The organism is Methylobacterium sp. BE186 (genome assembly GCF_031457035.1).
Taxonomy (GTDB): domain Bacteria; phylum Pseudomonadota; class Alphaproteobacteria; order Rhizobiales; family Beijerinckiaceae; genus Methylobacterium; species Methylobacterium segetis.
In genome coordinates, this window is record NZ_JAVDVV010000013.1 from 1 (window position 1) to 17,881 (window position 17,881).

Here is a 17,881-nt window from a genome sequence, read left to right on the forward strand (position 1 = left end):
GGACGCAAGCCCCGGGCCGATCCGACGATCGGTCCGGGGCTTGCCGTTCCGGGTGATCACCGGCCTGGACCGCGATCTCGTCTCGAGCCCCGCCCACGTAGATCGCGATCAAGCCGGGATCGAGGCCGGGACACCTGGCCGTCAGGCGTTTGGCCCGGCCTCGCCGTTCAGCAGATCCTGCAGCGAGTGGATCAGGTCCGAGGCGCGGTAGGGCTTCTGCAGCAGCTCGAAGCCGTTCGTGTCCTGGTCCTCGCGCAGGTATCCGGAGGCGAGCAGGATCGGCATCGTCGGCCATTGCTCCCGGATCCGGTGCCCGAGGTCGATCCCGGTGATGGCGCCCGGCATGTTCACGTCGCTGAAGACGAGCGCGACGTCGGGCTCGTGCTCGAGGATGCGCAGGGCCTCGTTGCCGTCATGCGCGCTCAGAACCTTGAAGGCGAGGGATTCGAGCGTCGAGACCACCGTGCCGCGGACATCGGCGTCGTCCTCGACGACGAGGACGGCGCGCCCGGCGCCGTCGATGGCGCAGGGCGCCTCGCCCGGGTCCGCCCCCGTCGGATCGGCGGGAGGACGCGCGAGCGCCGGCAGGGTGATGACGAAGCGCGTACCCTCTCCGACCACGCTCTCGACCGCGATGCTGCCGCCGCTCTGCTGGACGAAGCCGTAGACCATGCTGAGGCCGAGCCCCGTCCCCTTGCCGACCTCCTTCGTGGTGAAGAACGGCTCGAACACGCGGGCGAGGACCGAGGGCGGCATGCCCGTGCCGGTATCGGCCACCGAGATCTCCACGCTGCCCGGCGCCCCGTCCGGCGCGGCCTCGGCCCGGCGCCGCGCGCCGATGCTGAGGGCGCCACCCTCCGGCATCGCGTCGCGGGCGTTGACCGCGAGGTTGATGATCGCCGCCTCGAGCTGCGCGTGGTCGACGCAGACCTCGGGGAGCCCCTCGTCGAGGGAGAAGGCGACGGTGATGCGCTCGCCCAGCGTGCGCTCCAGGAGCTTGATCAGCCCCGGCAGGAAGGTGCCGAAATCGAGTGCCGAGGGCTGCAGGGGCGAGCGGCGCGAGAAGGCGAGGAGGCGGCTCGTCAGCTCCGCGCAGCGTTGCGCCCCCTCGATCGCGCTCTCGACCCGGCGGCGCGCCCGCTCGTCGTCCGGCAGCGACCCCTTCAGCAGGTCGAGATTGCCGATGATGATGCTCAGCATGTTGTTGAAGTCGTGCGCGATGCCGCCCGTCAGGCGGCCGACCGCCTCGAGCTTCGAGGCGTGCTGCAGGCTGAGTTCCATCTCCTTTCGCTCGGTGACGTCGAACCACATCCCGAAGAGCTCGGCCGTCCCACCGTCCTCGCCGCGGTTGATCACGATCTGGTCGAGGATGTGCCGCTCCTCGCCGTCGGCGTTGCGCCAGCGATATTCGAGCGTCGCCGCGCCGGCCTCGGGGACGGTGCTCAGCGTCTCGAACACGCGCGCCCGGTCCTCAGGGTCGAGGCGGGATTCCCACAGGCCCGGCTCCGCGAAGGCGTCCCGCGAGAAGCCGGTGATCCGCTCGATGCTGTCGTTGGTGAAGCGCAGGCGCCGGCCCGTCCCGTCGAGGTCGGCCGTGTAGAGGGCGATGGGGAGGCCGCGCAGCACGGCGGCCTGATGCTCCTCGCGCCGCCGCAGGGCCTGCTCGGCCTCGAGCTTCTCGCCGCGGACCCGCAGGTTCTCCAGGAGGAGCTGCTTCTCGGCAGCGGCCTTCAGCCGGATCTCCTCGGTCTTGCGGTAGAGATCGACGAAGACATCGACCTTGGATTTCAGGATCAGCGGCTGGATCGGCTTGAAGACGTAATCCACCGCGCCGGCCGAGTAGCCGCGGAAGATGTGCATGTCCTCCTTGTTGTGCGCCGTCAGGAACAGAATCGGGACGCGGGAGGTCCGGGGGCGGCTGCGGATCAGCGCGGCCACCTCGTAGCCGTCCATGCGCGGCATCTGCACGTCGAGGAGGATGACCGCGAAATCCTCGCGCAGGGTCCGGCGCAGGGCTTCCTCGGGGGAATCCGCGAGCACGATCTCGATCCCGGGATCGGCCAGCACCTCCGAGGCGGCCAGCAGATTGCGCGGGTCGTCGTCGACGATCAGGATCTTGGCGCCGCCCGGCGCCTCGTCCGCGAGCGCGGCCGAAGGAGCGGGCGCGTCCGCGCCGGGTCTGAGAGGATCCGGGCGTTCCATCACGGCTGCTGCCGGGCTGACGTTGCGGCACTATCGGCGAGGGCGGCCGACCCGTTCAGGGCCTCGCCGCGCCGCTCCAGCTGGACCCGCAGCACGGCGAGGAGCTGATCCATGTCGATCGGCTTCGACACGTAGTCGGAGGCCCCCGCCTCCAGGCACTTCTCGCGGTCCCCCTTCATGGCCTTGGCGGTGACGGCGATGAGGGGCAGGCTGCGGAAGCGGGGCTCGGCCCGGATCTCCTGCATGGTCTCGTAGCCGTCCATCCCCGGCATCATGATGTCGATCAGCATCGCGTCGACGTTGGGGTTGGCCTTGAGCAGGGCGATGCCGTCCTGGCCGTTCTCGGCGAACAGAACCTCCAGCCCGTGCTGCTCCAGCGCGCTGGTCAGGGAGAAGATGTTGCGCAGGTCGTCGTCGACGAGGATGACCCGGCAGCCGCGGAGCGGGGTCGATTCCGTGTGCGCGACGACGATCTGGTCCTCGACCGGGATGTGGCCGATCGCCCGGTGGAGGAACAGGGCGGTCTCGTCGAGCAGCCGTTCCGAGGAGCCCGTGTCCTTGAGGATGATGGTCGAGGCGGTCTGCTTGAGCTGCTGCTCCTCCGCGGGCGTGAGCTCGCGGCCCGTATAGACGATGATCGGCAACTCCTCGCCCTCGGCCGTGGCGCGGATCTGCTCGATCAGCTCGGAGCCGCCGAGATCGGGCAGGCCGAGATCGATGATCGCGCAGTCGAAGCGGCCGCCGGCGAGCGCCTCCAGGGCGGCCGCGGCCGTGCCCACGGCGAAGATCTTCACGTCCTCCTCGCCGAGCAGCGCGGTGATGCTGGCGCGCTGGTTCTCGTCGTCCTCCACGAGGAGGAGGGTGCGGACGGGGCGGGTGATGAAGTCCTTCGAGCGCTCCAGGGCGCGCAGGAGCCCCTCCCGGTCGACCGGCTTCTCCAGGAACCCGAACGCCCCGGCCCGCAGCCCGCGCTTCTTCTCGTCGTTGACCGAGATGACGTGGATCGGGATGTGCCGGGTCCGGCCGTCGTTCTTGAGGAGGTCGAGCAGCGCCCAGCCATCCATATCCGGCAGCCCGATATCGAGGGTGATGGCGTGCGGCTTGAACCGGTGCGCGAGGCTCAGCGCGCCGGCGCCGTCCTGCGCGATCAGGCCCTTGAAGCCCCGCTCGCGCGCGAGTTCCAGAAGCACCGAGGCGAACATCGCGTCGTCCTCGACGATCAGCACGATGTGATCTCCCGCGTGGATGGCGTGGCGGTCGTCGGCCGAGGCCGAGAGCGCCATCGCCGCGTTGGGCGTCCGGCCGAGCGTCGGGAGCGGGCCGGCGGTTTCGGCGCCGTCGAGGGGACGGCCCAGAACCGCGGTCGCCGGCGGCTCGAACGGCAGGAACAACGTGAAGGTGCTCCCCGTTCCGAGCCGGCTCTCCAGCACGATCTCGCCCCCGAGCAGGCGCGCGATCTCGCGGCTGATGGCGAGGCCGAGGCCCGTGCCGCCGTATTTCCGGCTCGTGGTGCCGTCGGCCTGCTGGAACGCCTCGAAGATGATGCGCTGCTTGTCCTCGGCGATGCCGATACCGGTATCCGTGACGGACAGGGCGAGCCACTGGCTCCCGCCGCGGAGCGGGGTCCCTTCCGCGGTGCCGATCCGCAGGGAGACGGTGCCCTTCTCGGTGAACTTGAAAGCGTTCGAGAGGAGGTTGCGCAGGACCTGCTGCAGGCGCTTCGCATCCGTCCGCAGGCTCCGCGGCAGGCCCGGCGCCACCTCGATCTCGAAGGCGAGGCGGCGCTCCTCGGCGAGTTGCCGGAAGGTTCGGTTGAGGTGGTCGACGAGGTCCTGCAGCGCGAGGTCGCCGACCTCGAGCGACACTGTGCCCGACTCGATCTTCGAGAGGTCGAGGATGTCGTTGATCAGCGACAGCAGGTCGGTCCCGGCCGCGTTGATGGTCTTGGCGAATTCCCGCTGCTTGTCGGTGAGGTTGCCGTCCCGGTTCTCGGACAGGAGCTTCGAGAGGATCAGGAGGCTGTTGAGCGGCGTGCGCAGCTCGTGGCTCATGTTGGCAAGGAACTGCGACTTGTAGCGCGAGGTCAGCGTCAGCTGCTCGGCCTTCTCCTCCAGCGCCGTCTTGGCGACGGAGACTTCGCGGTTCTTGCCCTCGACCTCCCGCTTCTGGATCTCGAGGAGGCGCGCCTTCTCCTCCAGTTCCTCGTTCGTGAGCTGGAGCCGCTCGCGCTGGTTCTTCAGCAGGTCCTCGGATTGCTGCAGCGATGCGGCCTGCAATTCGAGGCGGTCGTTGGTCTTCTTCAGTTCCTCCTGCCGGCTCTGCAATTCGCCCGTCAGGAGCTGCGACTGCTTCAGGAGCCCTTCGGTGCGCATGTTCGCCGCGATCGTGTTCAGCACGATGCCGATCGATTCGGTGAGCTGGTCGAGGAAGGATTGGTGCGTCTCGCTGAACCGGTTGAAGGAGGCGAGCTCGATCACGGCCCGGACCTCCTGCTCGAAGAGCACCGGCAGCACGATGATGTTCAGCGGGGCGGCCTCGCCCAGCGCCGAGCCGATCGTGATGTAGTCGCCCGGCACGTTGGTGAGCAGGATCCGCTTCTTCTCGTGGGCGCATTGCCCGACGAGGCCCTGGCGCATCCGGTAGCGGTTCGAGAGATTCTTGCGCTCGGTGAAGGCGTAGCTCGCCACGAGGTCGAGCACCGGGTCGCCGGCATCGTCCTCGACCATGTAGAAGACCCCGCGCTGGGCGCTGACCAGGGGCGCGATCTCGGACAGGATCATGTTCGAGACGGTGGCGAGGTCGCGCTCGCCCTGCAGCATGCGGGTGAACTTGGCGAGGTTGGTCTTCAGCCAATCCTGCTCGGCGTTCTTCAGCGTCGTGTCCCGCAGGTTGCGGATCATCTCGTTGATGTTGTCCTTCAGCGCCGCGACCTCGCCGGAGGCCTCGACCGCGATGGACCGGGCGAGGTCGCCCTTCGTCACGGCGGTGGCCACCTCAGCGATGGCGCGCACCTGCGTGGTGAGGTTCGCCGCGAGCTGGTTCACGTTGTCGGTGAGGTCGCGCCAGAGGCCGGCGGCGCCCGGCACCCGCGCCTGGCCGCCGAGCTTGCCCTCGACGCCCACCTCGCGGGCGACGTTCGTCACCTGATCGGCGAAGGTGGCCAGCGTCTCGATCATCTCGTTGACGGTGTTGGCGAGGGCCGCGATCTCGCCCTTGGCGTCGACCGAGAGCTTGCGCTTGAGGTCGCCCTGGGCGACCGCCGTCACGACGCTGGCGATGCCGCGCACCTGCCCCGTGAGGTTCGCCGCCATCATGTTCACGTTGTCGGTGAGGTCCTTCCACGTGCCGCCGACGCCCTTCACCTGGGCCTGGCCGCCGAGCTTTCCTTCCGTGCCCACCTCGCGGGCGACGCGCGTCACCTCGGAGGCGAACGAATTCAGCTGATCCACCATGGTGTTGATGGTCGATTTCAGCTCCAGGATCTCGCCGCGCACGTCGACGGTGATCTTCTTCGACAGGTCGCCGTTGGCGACCGCCGTCGTGACCTCGGCGATGTTGCGGACCTGTCCCGTGAGGTTGGCCGCCATCATGTTCACGTTGTCGGTGAGGTCCTTCCACGTGCCGCCGACGCCGCGCACCTGGGCCTGACCGCCGAGCTTGCCCTCGATGCCCACCTCGCGGGCGACGCGCGTCACCTCGGACGCGAACGAATTCAGCTGATCGACCATGGTGTTGATGGTCGATTTCAGCTCCAGGATCTCGCCCTCGACGGCCACGGTGATCTTCTTGGACAGATCGCCGTTCGCCACCGCCGTCGTGACCTCGGCGATGTTGCGGACCTGACCGGTGAGGTTGGCCGCCATCATGTTCACGTTGTCGGTCAGCCCCTTCCAGACGCCGCCGACGCCCTTCACCTCGGCCTGACCGCCGAGCTTTCCTTCCGTGCCCACCTCGCGGGCGACGCGCGTCACCTCGGAGGCGAAGGAATTCAGCTGATCGACCATGGTGTTGATGGTCGATTTCAGCTCCAGGATCTCGCCCCGCACATCGACGGTGATCTTCTTCGACAGGTCGCCGTTCGCCACGGCGGTGGTCACGTCGGCGATGTTGCGGACCTGGCCTGTGAGGTTCGCCGCCATCAGGTTCACGTTGTTGGTGAGGTCGGCCCAGGTTCCGGCCACCCCCTCCACCCGCGCCTGACCGCCGAGCTTGCCCTCCGAGCCCACCTCCTTGGCGACGCGGGTCACTTCCGAGGCGAAGGAGTTCAGCTGGTCCACCATCGTGTTGATGGTGTTCTTGAGTTCGAGGATCTCGCCCTTCACGTCGACGGTGATCTTCTTCGAGAGATCGCCGTTGGCCACAGCCGTGGTCACGTCGGCGATGTTGCGGACCTGCCCTGTGAGGTTCGCCGCCATCAGGTTCACGTTGTCGGTGAGGTCGGCCCAGGTTCCGGCTACCCCCTTCACCTGCGCCTGACCGCCGAGCTTGCCCTCCGAGCCCACCTCGCGGGCCACGCGCGTCACCTCGGAGGCGAAGGAGTTCAGCTGGTCCACCATCGTGTTGATGGTGTTCTTGAGTTCGAGGATCTCGCCCTTCACGTCGACAGTGATCTTCTTCGAGAGATCGCCGTTCGCCACCGCGGTGGTCACGTCGGCGATGTTGCGGACCTGACCCGTGAGGTTGGCCGCCATCATGTTCACGTTGTCGGTGAGGTCCTTCCAGGTGCCGCCGACGCCCTCGACCTGGGCCTGACCGCCGAGCTTTCCTTCCGTGCCGACCTCGCGGGCGACGCGGGTCACCTCGGAGGCGAAGGAGTTGAGCTGGTCCACCATCGTGTTGATGGTGAGCTTCAGGGCCAGGATCTCGCCCTTCACGTCGACGGTGATCTTCTTCGAGAGGTCGCCGCGCGCCACCGCCGTCGTCACCTCGGCGATGTTGCGGACCTGACCCGTGAGGTTCTCCGCCATCATGTTCACGTTGTCGGTGAGGTCTTTCCAGACGCCGCCGACGCCCTTCACCTGGGCCTGACCGCCGAGCTTTCCTTCCGTGCCCACTTCCTTGGCGACGCGGGTCACCTCGGAGGCGAAGGAGTTGAGCTGATCGACCATCGTGTTGAAGGTTGATTTGAGGTCGAGGATCTCGCCCTTCACGTCGACGGTGATCTTCTTCGAGAGGTCGCCGTTGGCCACCGCCGTCGTGACCTCGGCGATGTTGCGGACCTGCCCCGTGAGGTTGGCCGCCATCAGGTTCACGTTGTCGGTGAGGTCCTTCCAGGTGCCGCCGACGCCCTTCACCTCGGCCTGCCCGCCGAGCTTGCCCTCGGAGCCCACCTCGCGGGCGACGCGGGTCACCTCGGAGGCGAAGGAATTGAGCTGATCGACCATGGTGTTGACCACCTTGCCGATCCGCAGGAACTCGCCCCGCAGCGGGCGGCCCTCGATCTCGATCTGCATGGTCTGGCCGAGATCGCCCTTGGCGACCGCGCCGATCACGCGCGCGACCTCGGTGGTCGGCTGGACGAGGTCGCCGATCATCGAGTTGACCGAATCGACGCACTCGACCCAGCCGCCGGTCGCGGCGGGGAGCTTGCCCCGCTCGCCGATCCGCCCGTCCTTGCCGACCGTCCGCGCCACGCGGTCGAGCTCGCGGGCGAGGCCCTGGTTCAACTCGACGATGTCGTTGAACGCCTCGGCGATCTCGCCGTCGATTCCGGTGAGATCCAGCGGCAGACGGACCGAGAAATCCCCTTTTCGGAAGGCCCTCAGGCTCTTCAGGAGAAGCTTCGGCTCGAGCTGCGAGGGCAACGGCGACATGGGCACACCTACGGACGACGAGGGTCCGCGGCGCTGGCAGGGGTCTGAGCGAGGCTCTCCGCGGGTCGGGCATCCAACGCGGCGGGAGAAGCGTATCGTCGGCCCTGCCGGAGCTGCGGAACCCCCTGCTGGTACGTACGTGTAGCACGCTGCGCAAGCTCAACCGATAGTTGTCGTTACGTCTCTGCTACGGTCCCTGTGCAGCGGCGAGCGTATTCGATGCCACCCGCGCCCGTTCCGGGCCGGGGCGCCTGCGTATTGGCGGCGATGCGGGGCCGCGGATATCGATGGGTCGAGTTCCGTCGGCGCGGAGCGTTGCGCGAGGCTGCCGGCTGAGGGGCGGCGAGACGACGGGGAGATTGGCTGGGGCGCCAGGATTCGAACCTGGGAATGGCGGTACCAAAAACCGCTGCCTTACCACTTGGCGACGCCCCACCGAGGCCAGCGCTGTCTAGACGGCGGCGCTTCCCGAGGCAACAGGGTTGCGCGCGGGAACGCGTGGCGGGAGAACGCGTGGCGGGAGAGAGACGATGGGCAGGAAGGTCGCGATCGTGACGGGGGCGGGGTCCGGCATCGGCCGGGCGGTGGCGCTCGGCCTCGGACGGGCCGGCTACGCGCTGGCGCTGGCCGGGCGGCGGGCGGAGCCGCTGCGGAGCCTCGCGGGCGAGATCGGCGCCGACGCGCTGCCCGTGGAGACGGACGTGACCGACCCCGATTCCGTGGACCGTCTCTTCGCGGAGACGGGGCGGGCCTTCGGGCGGCTCGACGTCCTGTTCAACAATGCGGGCGTGTTCACCCCGGCGGTCAGCGTCGACGCGGTGAGCCTGGAGGATTGGCGGGCGAGCGTCGACACCAACCTCACCGGCGCCTTCCTCTGCACGCGCGCGGCCTTCCGGATGATGAAGGCACAGGACCCGCGCGGCGGCCGCATCATCAACAACGGGTCGATCGCCGCGCAGGTGCCCCGGCCGAACTCGGCGCCCTACGCGGCCACCAAGCACGCCATCACCGGCCTCACCCGCGCCACCTCCCTCGACGGGCGGCCCTTCGACATCGCCTGCGGCCAGATCGACGTCGGCAACGCCGAGACGGACATGACGCGGGCCTTCGCGGACGGGGCCCGGCAGGCGGACGGCTCGATGCGGCCCGAGCCCGTGATGGACGCGGCGCACGTGGCCGACGCCGTCGTCTACATGGCGGGGCTGCCGCTCTCGGCGAACGTCCAGTTCATGACGGTCGTCGCGACCAAGATGCCCTATATCGGTCGCGGCTGAGGGCGCGGCGCCTTTGCCAATCGGGCGCGATGCCCATACATAGCGCCTGTCGGCGCCCGGCCTCGGCGGGGCGCGCGAGGTCTCGATCCCCCTCGGCCCGAGAAGACGAACGCCCCGCGCGGGGCGCGAGAGCCTTTGTCCGCCATGCTGATGCAGACGCAGAACCCGAGCGACGCCAAGGCGGAGCCCAAGGCTCCCGCCGACCCGGTGGCGCGCCGCCGCACCTTCGCGATCATCTCGCACCCGGATGCGGGCAAGACCACGCTCACCGAGAAGCTGCTGCTCTTCGGGGGCGCCATCCAGCTCGCCGGCGAGGTGAAGGCCAAGCGCAACCGCGTCTCGACCCGCTCCGATTGGATGGGCATCGAGAAGGAGCGCGGCATCTCGGTCGTCACCTCGGTGATGACCTTCGAGTACGGCGATTGCGTCTTCAACCTGCTCGACACGCCGGGCCACGAGGATTTCTCGGAGGACACCTACCGGACGCTGACGGCGGTCGATTCGGCCGTGATGGTGATCGATGCGGCCAAGGGCATCGAGGCGCGCACGCGCAAGCTCTTCGAGGTCTGCCGCCTGCGCGACATCCCGATCGTCACCTTCGTGAACAAGCTCGACCGCGAGGCGCGCGACCCGTTCGACCTCCTCGACGAGATCGAGAAGACGCTCGCCCTCGACGTGGCGCCCGTGACCTGGCCGATCGGCCGCGGCCGCAGCTTCGCGGGCACCTACGAGCTCGGCTCGAACCGGGTGCGCCGCCTCGACGCCGCGGACGATGCCGGGATGGTGCCCGTGTCGGGCCTCGACGACCCGCTCTTCGACCAGCTCCTGACGGAACAGGGCGAGGCGGCCGGCTGGCGCGAGGAGGCGGAGCTCGCCGAGGGCGGCCTCAAGGCCTTCGACCTCGCGGCCTTCCGCGAGGGGCATCTCACGCCCGTCTTCTTCGGCTCGGCGCTGCGCAATTTCGGCGTGCGCGACCTCATCGACGGGCTCGCCCGCTTCGCGCCGCCCCCGCGGGGCCAGGACGCCGACAAGCGCCTCGTCGAGCCGACCGAGGCGCGCATGACCGGCTTCGTCTTCAAGATCCAGGCGAACATGGACCCGAACCACCGGGACCGGATCGCCTTCATGCGGGTCTGCTCGGGGAAGCTGAACCGGGGCATGAAGGCGCGGCTCGTGCGCACGGGCAAGCCGATCTCGCTCTCGGCGCCGCAATTCTTCTTCGCGCAGGACCGCGCCATCGCCGACGAGGCGTTCGCGGGCGACGTCGTCGGCATCCCCAACCACGGCACCCTGCGCATCGGCGACACGCTCACCGAGGGCGAGGACCTGCTCTTCCGCGGGGTGCCGAGCTTCGCGCCCGAGATCCTGCGCCGCGTGAAGCTCACCGACGCCATGAAGGCGAAGAAGCTGCGCGAGGCCCTGCAGCAGATGGGCGAGGAGGGCGTCGTGCAGGTCTTCCTGCCGCATGACGGCGCGCAGGCTATCGTCGGCGTCGTCGGCGCGCTGCAGCTCGACGTGCTGAAGGAGCGCCTCCAGGCGGAGTACGGCCTGCCGGTCGATTACGACGCCACGCGCTTCACGGTCTGCCGCTGGATCGCCTCCGACACCGAGGCGGAGCTCGACCGGTTCATCGGCGCGCACGGCTCCTCGATGGCGAGCGACCTCGACGGGGCGCCGGTCTTCATGGCCACGACCGCCTTCTCGCTGCGCTACGAGGAGGAGCGCTGGGAGAAGATCCGCTTCACGGACGTGAAGGACTACCAGAAGCGGGCGGCGTGAGCCCTCAGAACTTGCCGAGCATGGGGAAGTCGACGCTCAGCGTCGATTCCGTCGCGAGCGGCGCCTCGCGGCGGCGCGGCTTGCGGTTGAGCACCTGCTTCAGCTTGCTCTTCAGGACCGACATGTCGAACGGCTTGAGGATGAAGGCGTCCGCCCCCGCCTGATGGGCGACGTTGATGTCCTCGAAGTCGAACGACGACTCGGTCAGGATGAAGGGCGTGTTCATCAGGGCGTCGTCGCCACGGATCTCGCGCAGCAGCGCGATCCCGTCCATCGGCTCCATGTCGAGATCCGAGATCACGAGCGCGAAGCGGCGCTCGCGCATCAGCGCCAGCGCGTCCGGGCCGCTCGTGACGCCCTCGACCTCGGGGAAGCCGAGGCGGTTCATCAGCATGATGACGAGCTTCAGGAGCTTTTCCTGGTCGTCGACGACGAGGATCGGGGGCGTGTCGCTCATGGCGTGTGTCGGCTCGTGTCCGGGCGTCGGCGTCAGATGAAGAGGTGGTCGATGCCCTGCTTGGACATGGCGTCGGCCTGAAGGCCGATCGCGAGGCTGTGGATCACGCCCGCCTTCGGCGTGCCGCGCTGGAGCTGCGGCAGCAGGCTGGCCTTGTTGAACAGGGTCTCCGTCGCGGAATTGCGGATGCCCGTCTTGAAAGAATGCACGAATTCGCGCTTGGCGATCTCGCGCCACTCGCAGATCTGCACGTCGCGGTGCCGCTGGTCCTCGGCGATCCGGTTGAAGGTCTCCTGGATGGACATGCGCTCGCCCTCGATCACCTGGGCCGCGAAGTTCTGCTCGATGATCAGGAAGCTCGTGATCACGGCGAACTCGTTCTTCTTCTGGGCCTGTCGCGTGATGTCGCCGAGCTGGCTCGCGCGCAGCTGCGGGTCCGAGGACAGGTTCAGACGGGAGAAATAGATGAGATGGACGAGGCTCGTCCGCTTCGCGCGCATAACTGCATTTGTCCGCCGTCGATCGGGAGCATCTTAGTCGGCCCGGAAATAACGGTGCGTAAACGCGCGCGGCGCCCTGCGGCAAACCCGGCAAAAGCTGCCGGGGGGCGGAAGCGGCGCCCCGGCGTTTTTGCCGGTGCCGAGCCCTGAGCCTCGTGTTTTCAAGGGGTTAGGGCTGGCACGCCGGTTGCGGGGCCTGGGATTGCGGGCCGCTCCTTGTCGCGGCGCCCATCGCGTTCAGGCCGGAACACCAAGCCATGGATATCTTCACCGCGCTGCAGACGGCGGTCACCGGACTGAAGGCGCAGTCCTACGCCATCGGCAACATCTCTGGGAACATCGCGAACTCGCAGACGACGGGCTACAAGCGCATCGACACGAGCTTCGTGGACCTCATCGCCGAGCAGACCCCGAAGCACGAGGTGGCGGGGACCGTGCTCGCCCAGGCGCAGCTCACGAACACGCTCCAGGGCAACATCACCGCCACCAACGTCAGCACCAACATGGCGATCAACGGCGACGGCTTCTTCGTGGTGCAGAAGAAGGTCGGCGACGCCAACGGCCAGCCGAGCTTTGCCGGCACGAGCCTCTACACGCGGCGCGGCGACTTCACGGTCGACAAGGACGGCTACCTCGTCAACGGCGCCGGCGGCTACCTCCAGGGCGAGAATCTCGACCCGGTGACGGGGCAGGTGACGACGACCGGCCCGGTCAAGGTCTCGAACGCGACGCTCCCCGCCCGGCCGACCACGGAGGTGACCTACACGGCCAACCTGCCGAAGACGCCGATCACCGCGAACTCGCCGACCACCGGCTCCGCTCTCTACACCCCGCCCGCCAGCATCACGCCCGCCCCGGTCGTGATGGCGACGGACGGCTCGCGCACCGACGGCCTCCAGATCCCGGCCGCGAACGCGCCGGACTTCATCTCGAACAGCATCGCCGGCCCCTCGCTCACGGTCTACACCGAGAGCGGCGCCCCGCTCTCCCTGACGACCCGCTGGGCGAAGCTCACCGATGCCACGGCCGCGCAGCCCGCGGTCTGGAACCTCTACTACGCGAACACGAGCAGCGGCACGGGCGCCAGCACCGCCTGGACCAATGCGGGCACCGGCTTCGGCTTCGATCTCGCGGGCCAGGCGGTCTCGACCATGCCCGCCAAGGTGACGATCGCGAACCTGACCGTCGACAACACGAGCCTCGGCAACGTGGTCGTGAACATCGGCAAGAACGGGTTGACCGAGTACTCGGACGCGACCGGCAAGACGAGCACCAACACGCTCTCGCAGAACGGCTACACCAAGGGCGACCTCAACAGCGTCGCGGTGACGGCCGACGGCAAGATCGTCGGCAATTACTCGAACGGCTCGGCCCTGCCCATCGCGACGGTCGGCCTCGTCCGCTTCGTCAACCCGGACGGCCTGAAGCCCGATTCGGAGGGGAACTACCTGCAGACGATCGATTCCGGCGTGCCGCTGACCGGCCTGCAGGGTTCGACCGTGGTCGGCGGCAACGTCGAGCAGTCGAACACCGATATTGCGGGTGAATTCTCTAAGATGATCGTAACCCAGCAAGCCTACTCTGCGAACACGCGCGTCATGTCGACCGCGCAGCAGATGATGTCCGATCTGCTCAACGTGATCCGCTGACGGTGGCGTGCCGCGAAGCCCTGAGCGCGCCCGGCCGGGAGGTGTGACATGTCGGTGAACGCCCTCGGCACCGCGACCGCCGGCCTGCAGGCCATGCAGGCGGCGATCGGCATCGTCTCGCAGAACGTCGCCAATGCCGGCACGGCGGGCTATGTCCGCCGCACGCTCACGCCCGTCTCGATGGGGGCGGGCAACAACGGCGTCGCGGTCGGCACGGTGGCGCGCACCTTCGACGAGGCGGCGCTGAAGCAGCTCCGCCTCGAGACGGCGGGCGCCGCCTACACCTCGGTCAAGGCCGACGTGATCTCGCAGATGGACAAGCTCTACGGCACGCCCGGATCCTCGACGGCGCTGGACGGCATCCTCAACACCTTCACGCAGGCGCTGCAGACGCTCGCCGCCAACACCAACTCCACCGCCGCCCGCACCACCGTGGTGCAGACGGCCGCGACGCTCGCGGGCCAGATCGGCAGCATCGCCAACAGCGTCCAGGAGCTGCGCAGCGGCGTCGAGAGCCGGCTCGGGACCGAGACGCGCGCGGCCAGCGACCTCCTCTCCTCGATCGCCGACCTCAACATCAAGGCCACGAGCACCTCGGACGACGCGACCCGCGCCGCGATCCTCGACCAGCGCGACCAGCAGATCACGCAGCTCTCCAGCTACTTCGACGTGAAGACCGTGGCGCAGCGGGACGGGACGGTGAGCGTGCTCACGACCTCCGGCGTCACCCTCGTGGACCGTGGCCTTTCCGCGACGCTGACCTTCGACGGGCGCGGCACGCTCGACGCGAAGGCCGCCTACGCGAGCGATCCGAGCAAGCGGGGCGTCGGCACGATCACGGCCACGACGCCGGGCGGCGCGGTGATCGATCTCGGCGAGCCGGGCACCCTGCGCTCCGGCACCCTCGCCGCCGAGTTCGAGCTGCGCGACACGATCCTGCCGCAGGCCCAGCGCCAGCTCGACGACCTCGCAGGCGGGCTCGCCCGCGCGCTCACCGACCAGACGGTCTCCGCGACCGCGAGCGCCGGGGTGACGCCCGCCCAGGCGGATCTCGACCTCACCGGGATCAAGCCGGGCAACACGGTCACGGTGCCGATCCAGCAGAACGGCGTGGTGCGCAACGTCATCCTGATCGCGTCCGGCGTCGGGACGCCGAACGTCGACCCGGCCCAGACGGCCGACCCGACGGCCCTCGTGCAGACCTTCGACATCTCGGGCGGGCCGTCGACCTACGGCGCCTCCCTTCAGACGGCGCTCAGCGCGCTCTCCGGCCGCGTCAGCCCGGCCCTCGACATCACCGCCACCGGCGTCTCGGGCGGGAGGGTGCGCTTCGAGAGCCCCGGCACGTGGCAGGTCGCGTCGGCGAGCGCGGGGATCACGAAGCCCGCCTCGGCGAGCGACGTGAGCTCCGGATTCCCCTACATCCCTCTCTTCGTCGACGGGACGAGCAGCCTCGTCACGGGCTCCTTCGATGCCGGATCGCAGCTCACCGGCCTCGCGCAGCGCCTCGCGGTGAACCCGGCGGTCGCCAACAACACGGCGAGCCTCTTCGCGGGGAGCGCCACCAGCACCTCCCCCGACACGATGCGGCCGCTCTTCCTCTACGACGCCCTGACGAGCGCCAAGCAGACCTTCTCGGCGGCGAGCGGGATCGGCGGCATCGACGCGCCGCACAGCGCCAGCGTGGTCGGATTCACGCAGGACATCATCGCGGCGCAGGGCGCGGCCTCGGTCAACGCCCGGAACCTCGACGAGGGCCAGGGCGTGGCGCTGGCGACGGCGCAGGGGCGCTTCTCGTCGAGCGCGGGCGTGAACATCGACGAGGAGATGTCGCGCCTGATCGAGTTGCAGACCGCCTACACCGCCAATGCCCGCGTGCTCACGGCCGCCCGCGACATGCTCGACACCCTCCTGCGGATCTGAGGGCAGCCATGACGACGATCTCCTCCTTCGCGGCCGGCAGCTACGTCACGAACCGCAACACGCAGGGCATCCTCAACCTGAAGAGCCAGCTCGACACGCTCTCGACGCAGCTCTCGACGGGTCGCACCGCGGAGACCTATGGCGGCCTCGGCTCCGGCCGGGTGACGAGCCTCGGCGCGCACGCCACCCTGAGCGCCCTCGACGGCTACGACGCGGCCATCGACAGCGCGAAGACGCGCGTCGCGCTCGCGAGCGCGAGCGTCAGCCAGGTCATCAAGCTCTCGACGACCCTCACCACCGGCCTGAGCAACAACATCCTGGGCGCGGCGAGCGCCACCACGAACGCGCAGCTCGCCCGCACCAGCCTCGACGGCGCCCTCGACGCCCTGAACCAGCAATCGGCCGGCCAGTATCTCTTCGGCGGCCGGATCACCGACGCCCCGCCCGTCCTCTCGAGCGACGTGATCCTGAAGGGCGATCCGGCGAACGGGCTCGCCGGCCTGACAACCCTCGTCCAGGAGCAGAAGGCGGCCGATCTCGGCGCGCCCGACAAGACCGGCCGCCTCAAGCTGACGGCGACCGGCACGACGCTCACCCTCAGCGAGGACCCCGCCGACACGACCGGCGAGAGCCGCGCCAATTTCGGCTTCCGCTTCGCCAAGGCCCCGGTCGCGACCGGCACCGCGATCTCGGTGACGCCGACCTCGACCGCCGCGCCGACGCAGGCCACGCTGAACCGCGCCCCGCAGGTCGGCGAGAGCTTCCGCGTCGTCGTCAACCTCGCCGACGGCAGCCAGAAGACCCTCGACCTCACCGTCCGCGACCCCGTCCCGGCCGGCTCGACGGATAGTTTCGGGCTCTTCGGCAGCGCCGCCGCGGCGAGCACCGCCCTGCAGGCGCTCGCCGGGCCGAACGGGGAGGTGGCGAGCTTCCAGAGCGCGGCCACGCCCGCGCTCACGGCGAGCTTCGGCGGCGGCTCGCCCGGGGCCTACGGCATCGCGGTGACGGCCCAGCCGAACCCCGGCGACACGGTCACGGTCAGCCTCAAGCTTCACGACGGGACCACGACGACGGTATCCCTGACCGCCAAGGCGCCGCCCGCGACGGGCACGCCGGGCGAATTCGTGATCGGCGCCGACGCGACGGCGACCGCGCAGAACCTGAACACCTCCCTGAATACGGCGCTGCAGAACGCCGCCGCGGGCCCGCTCTCGGCGAGCTCGACCACTCGCGCGGCGAAGGATTTCTTCGCCGGCTCGCCGGTCGCCGGCTTCGAGCCCCGGCGCATCACGACGGACGGCGCCGGCAACCCGGTCTACGGCCAGTCGCCGCAGAACAAGACCGTGATCTGGTACCAGGGCGAGGATTCGGGCGGTGCGGCGCGCGACACGGCGAGCGTGCGGATCGGCGCCAACCGCGATCTGTCGGTCGGCGGGCGGGCGAACGAGCCGGCCTTCCAGGAGGCGCTGGCGGGCATGGCGGCGCTCGCCGTCGAGATCCTCGCCGATCCCGCCGGCGCCGTGACGAACGACCGCTTCCAGGCGCTCGCCTCCCGCACGTCCCAGATCCTCACGAACGCCAAGACGTCGCCCGGCCTGCCCGAGATCGCGAGCGATTACAGCCTCGCCTCGGCCACGCTGACGAGCGCGGCGGACACCAACCGCACGACCCGGGCGACGCTCCAGGATTCCCTCGAGGGCGTCGAGAGCGCGTCGATGGAGGATGTGGCGGCCAAGCTGCTCGCCGTGCAGAACCGCCTGCAGGCGAGCTACCAGGTCACCTCGATGATCTCGAAGCTGTCGCTCGTGAACTACCTCTGATCCCGTCCTCCCGCACGCCGTCGTGAGGCAATCCCGGCCCGGGCCGGGGTGCCGGACCGTGCCGCCATCCGCGAGGCGACCACATTGTCGCCGTCTTGAGGGCGTCTGCAGGTCGCTCACGGTGGGGAAAGGGCGTCGCGGGAACAGCGGGAGACGGTCATGGAACAGCTTGCTCAGTCGATACGCGCCCTGAACCGGTTCGCCGGCGAGGCACCGTCCGGCGCGATCCTGCAGGCCGAGGCCGCCGTGGACGCCTACGTCTCGAATTTTCACGACCGCGCCGACAAGGTCGTCGCGCTCGACATCCTCCTGCGCGACCTCGCGCGCCTCCGGCTTCGCGCTCCCGAACTCGACGCCTTCCTCGACGTGGTCGAGGGCCATATCGACGATCTCCACCGCGACCTCGCCCGCCGCCCGTCCTGAGCGCGGGCGTCGGTGGGAGTGGCTCGGCTCAGCGGGAAGGG

Annotated in this window: 10 protein-coding genes and 1 tRNA gene; 6 read left to right on the forward strand and 5 right to left on the reverse strand. The window is 69.1% G+C overall.

Annotation, left to right across the window (positions count from 1 at the left end):
* Positions 1-141: 141 nt before the first annotated feature.
* From J2X36_RS14550 to J2X36_RS14560, 3 genes are all read right to left on the reverse strand, one after another.
* Complete coding sequence (locus J2X36_RS14550) at positions 142-2,202, reverse strand: response regulator (RefSeq protein WP_310350871.1); 2,061 nt, start codon at positions 2,200-2,202, stop codon at positions 142-144.
* Positions 2,202-8,015, reverse strand: coding sequence for a HAMP domain-containing protein (locus J2X36_RS14555; protein WP_310350872.1), 5,814 nt, complete (start codon positions 8,013-8,015; stop codon positions 2,202-2,204). Before J2X36_RS14555 ends, J2X36_RS14550 begins: the two co-directional genes overlap by 1 nt.
* Before the next feature lie 360 nt (positions 8,016-8,375).
* A tRNA-Gln gene (locus J2X36_RS14560) sits at positions 8,376-8,450 on the reverse strand.
* A gap of 95 nt (positions 8,451-8,545) precedes the next feature.
* Here J2X36_RS14560 and J2X36_RS14565 point away from each other — a divergent pair.
* Complete coding sequence (locus J2X36_RS14565; RefSeq protein ID WP_165937899.1) at positions 8,546-9,289, forward strand: SDR family oxidoreductase; 744 nt, start codon at positions 8,546-8,548, stop codon at positions 9,287-9,289.
* A gap of 144 nt (positions 9,290-9,433) precedes the next feature.
* On the forward strand, positions 9,434-11,068 hold the full coding sequence (locus J2X36_RS14570; RefSeq protein ID WP_132255050.1) for a peptide chain release factor 3: 1,635 nt from the start codon (positions 9,434-9,436) through the stop codon (positions 11,066-11,068).
* A 4-nt stretch (positions 11,069-11,072) separates the two neighbouring features.
* Here the strand turns inward: J2X36_RS14570 and J2X36_RS14575 are convergent, their stop codons facing one another.
* Positions 11,073-11,525, reverse strand: coding sequence for a response regulator (locus J2X36_RS14575; protein WP_132255049.1), 453 nt, complete (start codon positions 11,523-11,525; stop codon positions 11,073-11,075).
* A gap of 32 nt (positions 11,526-11,557) precedes the next feature.
* Positions 11,558-12,025: a BLUF domain-containing protein gene (locus J2X36_RS14580; RefSeq protein ID WP_132255048.1), complete on the reverse strand. Its 468-nt coding sequence runs from the start codon at positions 12,023-12,025 to the stop codon at positions 11,558-11,560.
* A 257-nt stretch (positions 12,026-12,282) separates the two neighbouring features.
* Here J2X36_RS14580 and J2X36_RS14585 point away from each other — a divergent pair, with 257 nt between their 5' ends.
* The 4 genes from J2X36_RS14585 (at position 12,283) to J2X36_RS14600 (ending at position 17,840) form a co-directional block, all read left to right on the forward strand.
* A complete protein-coding gene (locus J2X36_RS14585; protein WP_132255047.1) occupies positions 12,283-13,674 on the forward strand; it encodes a flagellar hook protein FlgE in 1,392 nt (463 codons plus the stop codon).
* A gap of 48 nt (positions 13,675-13,722) precedes the next feature.
* Positions 13,723-15,597 carry a flagellar hook-associated protein FlgK gene (gene flgK, locus J2X36_RS14590; protein WP_310350885.1) on the forward strand — a complete coding sequence of 625 codons (1,875 nt, stop codon included), beginning with the start codon at positions 13,723-13,725 and terminating at the stop codon, positions 15,595-15,597.
* 8 nt (positions 15,598-15,605) lie between these two features.
* Complete coding sequence (locus J2X36_RS14595; protein ID WP_310350888.1) at positions 15,606-17,417, forward strand: hypothetical protein; 1,812 nt, start codon at positions 15,606-15,608, stop codon at positions 17,415-17,417.
* A 159-nt stretch (positions 17,418-17,576) separates the two neighbouring features.
* Positions 17,577-17,840 (forward strand): hypothetical protein, encoded by a 264-nt coding sequence (locus J2X36_RS14600; protein ID WP_310350891.1) that lies wholly within the window; start codon positions 17,577-17,579, stop codon positions 17,838-17,840.
* Positions 17,841-17,881: the final 41 nt, after the last annotated feature.